A 9,581-nucleotide genomic window follows, 5' to 3' on the forward strand; every position below is an offset into this window, starting at 1 on the left:
TCCCCACGGATTCCGCACCCCCGCCCACGGATTCCGCCGCCCGGGTCCTCCCCGTCATCGAGATCTCCGGTTCCCCGCTGGAGCGCGGCCGGCAGTACGGCGAGGCCGTCCGCCCCCGACTGCACGCCGCCCTCGGCTACTACGAGGAGGCGTTCGGCCGCTCCGCCGGGCTCACCTGGGACCAGGTCACCGCCCGCGCCGCCCGCTGGCTGGAGCCCGTGAGCGCCTACGCCCCCCACCTCGTGGAGGAGATGCGGGGCATCGCCGACGGAGCGGGCGCAGACCTCCTGGACGTCCTCGCGCTCAACGCCCGCGGCGAGGTCATCTACGACAAGTCCTTCGCCGAGATCGCCGCCGACGGGGCAGCGGAGGGACCGGCCGACGAGGAACCCGCCGAGGGCTGCACCTCGTTCGCCGCGTACGGCCCGGCCAGCGGCGACGGCCACGTCTACGCCGGGCAGAACTGGGACTGGCGCGCCGGGGTCGCCGACACCGTCGTCATGATCCGGATCGTCCAGCCGCCCAAACCCACCCTGATCATGCAGGTGGAGGCCGGACAGATCGGCCGCCAGGGCGCCAACTCCGCCGGGATCGCCTTCAACGCCAACGGCCTCGGCGGCCGGTTCGACGACCGGATCGGACTTCCCCAGACCGTCGTCCGGCGCACCGTCCTCGACCAGGACAACATCGCCGACGCCCTCGACGTGCTCTGCCGCACCCGGGCCCACATCGCCAGCAACGCCCTGCTCACCTGCCGCGAGGGCTTCGCCATCGACCTGGAGACCACCCCCGCCGGGCACGGCTGGATGTATCCGACCGACGGCCTGCTGGTGCACGGCAACCACTACCAGGCGGGCATCCCCGCCCCGCTCGCCGCCGCCGGCTACCGCCCGATGTCCTCCGACTCCCTGGTCCGCGTCCCCCGCGCCGAACAGGGCCTGGCCGCCCTGCGCCACTCCACCGGACCCGACGAGTCCCGCAAGCTGATCCGCCGGGCCATGTCCGACCACCTCGGCCACCCCGAGTCCCTGTGCACGCACCCCGACCCGCGCCGGCCGGCCGTCGAGCACTGGATGACCCTCGTCTCCTCGCTCGCCGACCTCACCACCGGCGACTACCACGTGACCGCCGGAACCCCCTGCGACCGCGAGTACCAGCACCTTCCCTGGAACCTCTACGACGGCCCGCACGGCGGCCCGGAACCGACAGGAACCCAGCCATGACCCACCGCACGCCCCGCCCCGCGTCCGCTGCCGCGCCCCGCCGGACCGTCCGCCGCGCCGCTCCCGTCGCCGGAGCCCTCGTCGCCGCCCTGCTCGTCGCCGGATGCAGCGGCGCCACCAAGCCCGCGGGCAGCGGCTCCGCCGCCGACGCCGCGAAGCTCACCCTCACCCCTTCCACCCCCGCAGCCAAGGGCGAACTCGCCGACGCCGACTGGCTGCTGGAGGACGAACCGGACTCCCTCGACCTGGACACCCAGGGCTCCAGCGCCGGCCGGGTCGTCCTCACCAACGTCTGCGAGCGGCTCTACCAGCTCCAGCCGGACATGACGACGAAGCCCTTCCTCGCCGAGAGCGTCGAAACCCCGGACGACACCACCCTCGTCCTGAAGCTGCGTTCCGGCGTCACCTTCCACGACGGCACCCCGATGACCGCCGACGACGTGCTCTGGAGCCTTCAGCGGCACGCCGACCCGGACATGGAGCAGGGCGACGAGTTCGAGAACGTCGCCTCCATGAAGAAGACCGGCGACCGCGAGATCACCCTCACCTTCAAGGCCCCCGACGCCCTCTTCCTCAAGGCGCTCGCAGGGGACGCGGGCATCGTCTGGAACAAGGAACAGGTCGAGAAGGCGGGCCGGGACTTCGGCACCCCCGGACAGCCCGACGCCTGCACCGGCCCCTACCGGCTGGGGACCTGGAAGTCCGGCGACTCCATCACCATCGAGCGGTACGACGACTACTGGGGCGAGGCGCCGCTGACGAAGCGCGTCACCTTCCGCTGGGCCACCGACAGCGCCCTGGTCAACGCCCTCACCACCGGAGCCGCCGACGGCGCGTACGCCGAATCCCCGAACACCGCCGCCGCCCTCGACGGCAAGAAGGGCATCACCCAGTACTACGGTCCCTCCACCTCCTCCCTCGTCCTCATCCCCACCGCACGCGGCGGACTGAAGGACCCGGCCGTGCGCCGCGCGCTCTCCCTCGCACTCGACCGCAAGGGCATCGCCGCCTCCGGCTACGGCGGGATGGTCCAGCCCTGGTCCACCCCGGTCGGCTCCGGCGCCTGGGGGTACGAGAAGCCGGCCTTCGAGGCCGCCCAGCGCGCCGCCGACCCGGTCGCCCCCGCGAGCCCCGACGCCGAGGACATCGCCGCCGCGAAGAAGCTGGTGAAGGACTCCGGCGCCGACGCGGCCACCCCGATCGTCATCGGCACCGACGCCAGCCAGGGCCGCACCGTCGTCGCCAACGCCGTCCGGGCCGCTCTCCAGCGGATCGGGCTCACCGGGCAGATCAAGACCGTGCCCACCGCCCAGTTCGAGCAGTTCTACAGCGACCCCGAGGCCCGGAGCGGCATCGACGTCCTGGTCGGCGACTGGTACATCTCCAAGGCCGACCCGATGGGCTTCTACGACAACGCGCTCACCGGCTCCTCCAACAACTGGGTCGGCTTCGCGGACCCCGCCTACGACGCGACGGTCAAGAAGGCGCTCGCCACCCTCGACGACGCCGAGCGCGCGAAGCTCGCCGCCGAGGTCCAGAAGAAGTTCACCGACGCCGCCGTCTGGATCTCCGTCGCGCAGGTCCCCTCCGTCCTCGTCCTCGACGAGAAGCTGACCGGACCGCCCGCCTCCATGGCGTACCTCTACTACCCCTGGGCCGCCGACCTCGGCGCGAAGAAGGGCTGAACCGACGATGCTCGCCCGGATCTCCCGGCGGCTGGCCGGACTGCTGGCCACCCTCCTCGCCGCCTCCTTCGTCATCTTCGCCGCCGTGTACGCGGCCCCCGGCGACCCCGCCGTCTTCCTGGCCGGCGGCCGCGACAAACTCACCCCCGAGAAGCTGGAGCTGGTCCGGGCGCAGTACCACCTCGACGAACCCCTCGTCGTGCAGTACGGCCGCTGGCTCGGCGACTGCCTCCACTTCGACCTCGGCCGCTCCTTCAAATACAGCGACCAGGTGGCCGACCTGATCGTCGCCCGCTTCCCGACCACCCTGGCCCTGGTGGCGTACGCGACCGTCCTCTTCGTCGTCCTCGGCGTCGGCGCGGGCATCCTCGCCGCCGTCCGGCGCGGCACCTGGGTCGACTCGGCCGTGGTCGGCGGTACGACGCTGGCGGCCTCGGTCCCCTCGTTCGTCTCCGCCATCGCGCTCGTCGCCGTCTTCGGCGTCCAGCTCGGCTGGTTCCCCGTCACCGGGGGAGGCGAGGGCTTCACCGGCACCCTGCACCATCTGACCCTGCCCGCCCTGGCGCTGGCGCTCGGCGCGCTCGCCATCATCAGCCGGGTCACCCGGCAGGCGATGGCCGACGCCGGGGCCGCCGACCACGTGGAGGCCGCCCGCTCCTCCGGCATCCCGGAGCGCGAGATCGTCCGCCGCCACATCCTGCGCAACGCGCTCGGCCCGATCGTCACCATGTGCGGCCTGGTCATGGCCGGGATGCTCGCCGGCACGGTCGTCGTGGAGACCGCGTTCGGCATCAGCGGCATCGGCTCGCTGCTCGTCGGCGCGATCAACACCCACGACTTCCCCGTCGCCCAGGCGGTCCTGCTGCTCATGGTCACCGGCTACATCGTGGTCACCACCCTCGTCGACCTCGTCCACCCGCTGCTCGACCCGCGCGTGAAGGAGGCCGCCGTATGACCGCCCCGACCCTGACTCCGGCCATGACCCCGGTGGAGATCCCGGCCGCCCGGCGTCCCTACGGGGCGATCCTCGCGGGCGCCGTCCTCGGCCTGGTGGTGCTCGCCGCCCTCCTCGCCCCGCTGATCGCCCCGTACGCCCCCGACGCCATCGACCTCGCCGCCTCGCTTGCCGGGACCACCGGCGACCATCTCCTGGGCACCGACTCCTCCGGCCAGGACCTGCTGTCGCGGGTGCTGTACGGGGCCCGCACCAGCCTCGTGGCCCCGGCGCTCCTGCTCGCCATCGCCGCCGTGCTCGGCATCGCGCTCGGCACCCTGGCGGCGTGGCGCGGCGGCTGGGCCGACACCGTCATCTCCCGGCTCACCGACGTCATGTACGCGTTCCCGGGGCTGCTGTTCACCGTGCTGATCATCGCGGTCTTCGGCGCCGGAATGACCACCTCCGTGCTGGCGCTCGGCCTCGCGTACACGCCGACCGTCGCCAAGTACACCCGCTCCGTGGCCATCGGGGAGCGGCGCAAGCCCTACATCGACGCCTACCGCGTCCAGGGCATGGGCGGCCTGCGGATCTGCGCCTTCCACCTCGTCCCCAACCTCGGCCGCTCCGTCATCGGCTATCTGGTGGTCCTCTTCGGCGAGGCCCTGATGTCCCTGGCCACGCTCTCCTACCTCGGCTTCGGCGCCCAGCCGCCCAGCTCCGACTGGGGGCTGATGGTGCAGGAGGGACAGGCCGCCGTCGTCCAGGGAGCGCTGCTGCCCGCCCTGGTGCCCGGTATCGCCATCGCCCTGGTGGTCGTCTCCTTCAACGTCGTCGGGGTCCGGGCCGCCGACCGACTCGCCAACGGGAGGTAGTCATCCATGCCATCCGCCGCAGCGGGACACGACACAGCGGCCCTCGCCGCACCGGGAAGTGACACCGTGCTCCTCGACATCGACCACCTCACCCTCCGCCTCCCCGGCACCGCCCGGCCCGTCCTGGACCAGGTGTCCCTGCGGGTCGCGAGCGGCGAAGTCGTCGGCCTGGTCGGCGAGTCCGGCTCCGGCAAGTCCACGACCGCCAAGGCCGCCCTCCGTACCCTCCCCGAGGGGACGGCCCTCGACGGTTCCGTACGGGTGGCGGGCCGCGACGTCCTCGCCCTGCGCGGCGAGGAGCTGCGCGCCCACCGGGCCCGGACCGTCGCCCTGGTCCACCAGGACCCGCGCGCCGCCCTCAACCCCGTCCGCCGCATCGGGGACTTCCTCGTCGAGCGCCTCGCCGCCGCCGGGACCGGGGTGACCGGAGCGGCCGCCCGGGACCGCGCGGTCGAGCTGCTGGACGCCGTCGGACTCGACGCACCGGAGCGCCGGGTCCGCCAGCGCCCGCACGAACTCTCCGGCGGGATGCTCCAACGCGTCGTCATCGCCGGGGCGCTGGCCGCCGAGCCCCGGCTGCTGCTGGCCGACGAGGCGACCAGCGCCCTGGACGTCACCACCCAGGCGGAGATCCTCGCCCTCCTGCGCACCCTGCGCGCCGAACGCGGCCTCGGCCTGCTGTTCATCACCCACGACCTGCACCTGGCCGCCGCCTACTGCGACCGTGTGTACGTGATGTACGCGGGCCGGGTCGTCGAGGAACGGACCGCCGGCGACCTGTTCGAGCGGCCCCGCCACCCCTACACCCGGGGGCTGCTGGCCTGCTCGCCGACGCTGGGGGAGGAGCACCGGGAGATCCGCCCGATCCCCGGGAAGCCGCCGTCGCTGGCCGACGTCTTCGCGGGCTGCCCCTTCGCCGACCGCTGCCCGGACGCCGAACCGGAGTGCGCGGCCTGGCGGCCCGAGCCGGTGGCCCTGGCGGACGGCGGTACGGGCTCCGCCGCCTGCCGCCGGCTGCCCGAACTCGTCCCCGTACCGCAGACACCGAAGAAGGACGGCAGCCGATGACGCTCTCCTCGGAGCAGGAACCGCTGGGGCAGGGCCCCGCGCCGCTGCTCGCCGTCGACGGGCTGCGCAAGACGTACCCGCTGCCCGGCAAGGGCCGCCTGACCGCCGCCGACGGCATCGGCTTCACCGTCCCGGCGGGCGGTTCGCTCGGGATCGTCGGGGAGTCCGGCTCCGGCAAGACGACCGTGGCCCGGATGCTGGTGGGCCTGGTCCGCCCGGACGCCGGAACGGTCCGGGTCGCGGGACGGGCCCGGGGGCTCACCGCCCCGCGCGGCAGGGCGGCCCGGCTGGCCCGCGCGCGGGAGATCCAGATGGTCTTCCAGGACCCCTACCTCTCGCTCGACCCCCGGCTCACCGCCCGCCGTTGCCTCACCACGGCGCTGCGGCTGCACGGCCGGCCGGCGGAGCTGGCGGACGGGCTGCTGGACCGGGTGGGCCTCGGCACGCGCGAGGCCGAGGCCCTGCCGCACGGGCTCTCCGGCGGACAGCGGCAGCGCCTGGCCATCGCCCGCGCGCTCGCCGTCGACCCGAAGGTGCTGGTCCTGGACGAGGCGGTGGCGGCGCTCGACGTGTCGATCCAGGCGCAGATCCTCCAACTCCTCGACGGGATCCGCCGGGACACCGGGGTCGCGCTGGTCTTCGTCAGCCACGACCTCGCGGTGGTGCAGCACATCACCGACGAGGTCGTCGTGATGCGGCGGGGAACGGCCGTCGAACAGGGCCCGACCGCCGAGGTGCTCGCCGACCCGCGCGACCCCTACACCCGCTTGCTGCTGGCCTCGGTGCCGCGCGCCGGCTGGGACCCGGCCGACGCGGTCGCCGCCCGGTCCGCCGTGGCCTGACGGCCCCGGTCGTCCACAGGCAGGAGCCCCGTTCCTCCGCCGAAGCGGGGGAGCGGGGCTCCTTGGTTACTGCTGTGTACGGCCGCGATCGACCGACCCGGGCAACTAGGCCGGGGTGACGTTCTCAGCCTGCGGACCCTTGGGTCCCTGAGTGACGTCGAAGTTCACGACCTGGTTCTCCTCGAGGGAGCGGAACCCGGACGCGTTGATCGCGGAGTAGTGAACGAAGACATCCGGGCCGCCGCCGTCCTGGGCGATGAAGCCGAAGCCCTTTTCAGCGTTGAACCACTTGACGGTTCCGGTAGCCATAAGCCCTCCTTGGGCCAAAGGGTTGCCCTGCTCCAGAACCTGCAAACAAGTCTGAAAACTACAAAAGCCTGCGGGTTACATGCTCCGCAGGCTCTGTACTGCAAGGGAAACCAAACTGCAACTTGCGGGCGAGCCTAGCACGCGGTCTCCGGCGAGCGGTAGAGGGAAAGATCACTTCACCCGAATGTTTGACGGCCCTCCCCGGGCTCCGGCGGGAGGCCCTCGGAAAGGGGGCGCGGACCGGGGTGCGGGCAGGGCGTGGGACGGGGCGCACGGGCCCCGGTGATGCTCGCGGGGGGCTGCGGGTCTAGCCTCGCGATGTGGACAATTCAACCGTCTCCCCCCGTGAAGGCGACGACGACCGTCGCAGTCGGCCCCGCGTCGGCCACATCCAGTTCCTGAACTGCCTCCCGCTGTACTGGGGTCTGGCGCGGACGGGAACCCTGCTCGACCTGGAGCTCTCCAAGGACACCCCGGAGCGGCTCAGCGAGCAGCTGATCAGGGGGGACCTGGACATCGGCCCGGTCACCCTCGTGGAGTACCTGCGCAACGCGGACGACCTGGTGGCCTTCCCCGACATCGCGGTCGGCTGCGACGGGCCCGTGATGTCCTGCGTGATCGTCTCCCAGCTCCCGCTGGAGCAGCTCGACCGGGCCCGGGTGGCGCTCGGCTCGACCTCCCGCACCTCGGTGCGGCTGGCGCAGCTGCTGCTGGCCGAGCGCTACGGCGTCCGGCCCGACTACTACACCTGCCCGCCCGACCTGGGCCTGATGATGCAGGAGGCGGACGCCGCCGTGCTGATCGGCGACGCCGCGCTGCGCGCCAACCTGCACGACGCCCCCCGGCTCGGACTCCAGGTCCACGACCTGGGCCAGATGTGGAAGGAGTGGACGGGGCTGCCGTTCGTCTTCGCCGTCTGGGCGGCCCGCAAGGACTTCCTCGCCGCCCACCCCGAACAGGCGGCCCAGGTCCACCAGGCGTTCCTTGCCTCCCGGGACCTCTCCCTGGAGGAGGTCACCAAGGTCGCGGAGCAGGCGGCCCGCTGGGAGGCGTTCGACGCGGAGGTGCTGGAGCAGTACTTCACGACGCTCGACTTCCGCTTCGGCCCGGACCAGCTGGCCGGAGTCCGCGAGTTCGCCCGCCGCACGGGCCGGGACACCGGTTACCCGGCCGACGTCCACGTGGAGCTGCTCGGCGGCTGAGCGGCCGAGCGGTTGAACCGGGGAATGGGGGAATTCCCTTTCCGTCCCCGCAAAGGGAATGGGAGAGGCCGCGCAACAACACATTCGCGCCTTTCCCCGGGGCGAAAAGGTCCCCTCCTGACCGGAGAAGGGGGAATGGTCCGGCCGTTTCCCGGTGACCGCGCCGTTGGCGCCCCCTAGGCTTCGGTCCGGGTCCGGACCGTCCACCGGGTTTACCGGCCACGGGTTCACCGTCCGCAGGGTTCACAGGGGGAGTCCATATGCAGCCGCTGGAAGCGGGCGAACCGCGCACCATCGGTTCCTACCGGCTGCTCGGCAGGCTCGGTGCGGGCGGTATGGGCCGGGTCTATCTCGGCCGCAGCGCGGGCGGACGGACGGTCGCGGTCAAGGTCGTCCACCCCCACTTCGCCCTCGACGAGCAGTTCCGCGCCCGGTTCCGGCGCGAGGTGGAGTCCGCCCGGCGCATCGGCGCCCAGTGGACCGCCCCGGTCCTGGACGCCGACCCCGACGCCCCGGTGCCGTGGGTGGCCACCGGGTACGTCGCCGGGCCGCCGCTCTCCCAGGCGATCACCGAGCACGGCCCGCTGCCCGAACACGCGGTGCGCACCCTGGGCGCGGGGCTCGCCGAAGCCCTCGCCGTCGTCCACGGGCAGGGCATCGTCCACCGGGACGTGAAGCCGTCCAACGTGCTGCTCGCCCTCGACGGGCCCCGTCTCATCGACTTCGGTATCGCACGGGCCCTCGGCGCGACCGTCTCGCTCACCTCCACCGGGGTCTCCGTCGGCTCGCCCGGCTACATGGCGCCCGAGCAGATCCGGGGCCGGGACGTCTCCGGCGCGGCCGACGTCTTCTCGCTGGGCGCGGTCCTCGCGTACGCGGCGACGGGCGCGGCCCCCTTCCCGGGCGACTCCTCCGCCGTACTCCTCTACAAGGTGGTCCACGAGGAACCCGAACTGGGCGACCTGGAGGGCGAACTGCGCGAGGTGGTCGAGGGCTGCCTCGCCAAGGACCCGGCGGCCCGGCCCGCCCCGGCCGATCTCGCCCGGGTGCTCGCTCCCGGCGGGGCGGCGGCGATGGTGGCGGGCGGCTGGCTGCCGGGCGGGCTGGTGCGCGAGGTGAGCCGGTCCGCGGTGGCGCTGCTGGACCTGGAACCGCAGGACGCGCCGGACCGGTCGGGGCCGGTGCCGTTCAGCAGCGCGTCGCTGGGGGCGTTCCCGGGAACGGCCGCGCCGAGCAGGGGCGGGGCGTTCGGCGCGCCCGCCCCGGGCCCGCAGGAAGCCCCGTACGGGACCCCCCGTCCGCAGGAAGCGGCACAGGAAGCCCCGTACGGGACCCCACGCCCGCAGGAGGCGACGCAGGACGCGCCGCCGTACCGGACCCCGCACCCGCAGGACGACGCGTACGGCACGCCGCATCCGCAGGACGACACGTACGGGACCCCGC

General features: G+C 73.2%; 9 protein-coding genes. 8 read left to right on the plus strand and 1 reads right to left on the minus strand.

Going from position 1 to position 9,581, the window contains the following annotated elements; translation table 11 throughout:
- From HET64_RS31965 to HET64_RS31990, 6 genes are all read left to right on the plus strand, one after another.
- A partial coding sequence (locus tag HET64_RS31965) for a C45 family peptidase (RefSeq protein WP_251146173.1) occupies positions 1-1,223 on the plus strand: 1,223 nt, incomplete at its 5' end.
- Positions 1,220-2,908, plus strand: a complete 1,689-nt coding sequence (locus HET64_RS31970; protein ID WP_215110643.1) for an ABC transporter substrate-binding protein — start codon at positions 1,220-1,222, stop codon at positions 2,906-2,908. The genes HET64_RS31965 and HET64_RS31970, both read left to right, overlap by 4 nt.
- 7 nt (positions 2,909-2,915) lie before the next feature.
- Entirely contained in the window at positions 2,916-3,863 is a 948-nt protein-coding gene (locus HET64_RS31975) for an ABC transporter permease (RefSeq protein ID WP_215110644.1), read from the plus strand.
- Positions 3,860-4,717, plus strand: coding sequence for an ABC transporter permease (locus HET64_RS31980; RefSeq protein WP_215110645.1), 858 nt, complete (start codon positions 3,860-3,862; stop codon positions 4,715-4,717). The genes HET64_RS31975 and HET64_RS31980 overlap by 4 nt, the downstream gene beginning before the upstream one ends.
- Before the next feature lie 6 nt (positions 4,718-4,723).
- Complete coding sequence (locus tag HET64_RS31985) at positions 4,724-5,785, plus strand: ABC transporter ATP-binding protein (protein ID WP_215110646.1); 1,062 nt, start codon at positions 4,724-4,726, stop codon at positions 5,783-5,785.
- Positions 5,782-6,627, plus strand: a complete 846-nt coding sequence (locus HET64_RS31990; RefSeq protein ID WP_215110647.1) for an ABC transporter ATP-binding protein — start codon at positions 5,782-5,784, stop codon at positions 6,625-6,627. Before HET64_RS31985 ends, HET64_RS31990 begins: the two co-directional genes overlap by 4 nt.
- Before the next feature lie 105 nt (positions 6,628-6,732).
- Here the strand turns inward: HET64_RS31990 and HET64_RS31995 are convergent, their stop codons facing one another.
- Positions 6,733-6,936, minus strand: coding sequence for a cold-shock protein (locus tag HET64_RS31995; protein WP_003967102.1), 204 nt, complete (start codon positions 6,934-6,936; stop codon positions 6,733-6,735).
- A gap of 320 nt (positions 6,937-7,256) precedes the next feature.
- On the opposite strand from HET64_RS31995, the gene HET64_RS32000 reads away from it, so the two are divergent.
- On the plus strand, positions 7,257-8,138 hold the full coding sequence (locus HET64_RS32000) for a menaquinone biosynthetic enzyme MqnA/MqnD family protein (protein ID WP_215110648.1): 882 nt from the start codon (positions 7,257-7,259) through the stop codon (positions 8,136-8,138).
- Between the two features lie 260 nt (positions 8,139-8,398).
- On the plus strand, positions 8,399-9,581 hold a 1,183-nt coding region (locus HET64_RS32005; protein ID WP_215110649.1), incomplete at its 3' end, for a serine/threonine-protein kinase.

Source organism: Streptomyces sp. McG3 (genome assembly GCF_018619185.1).
Taxonomy (GTDB): Bacteria; Actinomycetota; Actinomycetes; order Streptomycetales; family Streptomycetaceae; genus Streptomyces.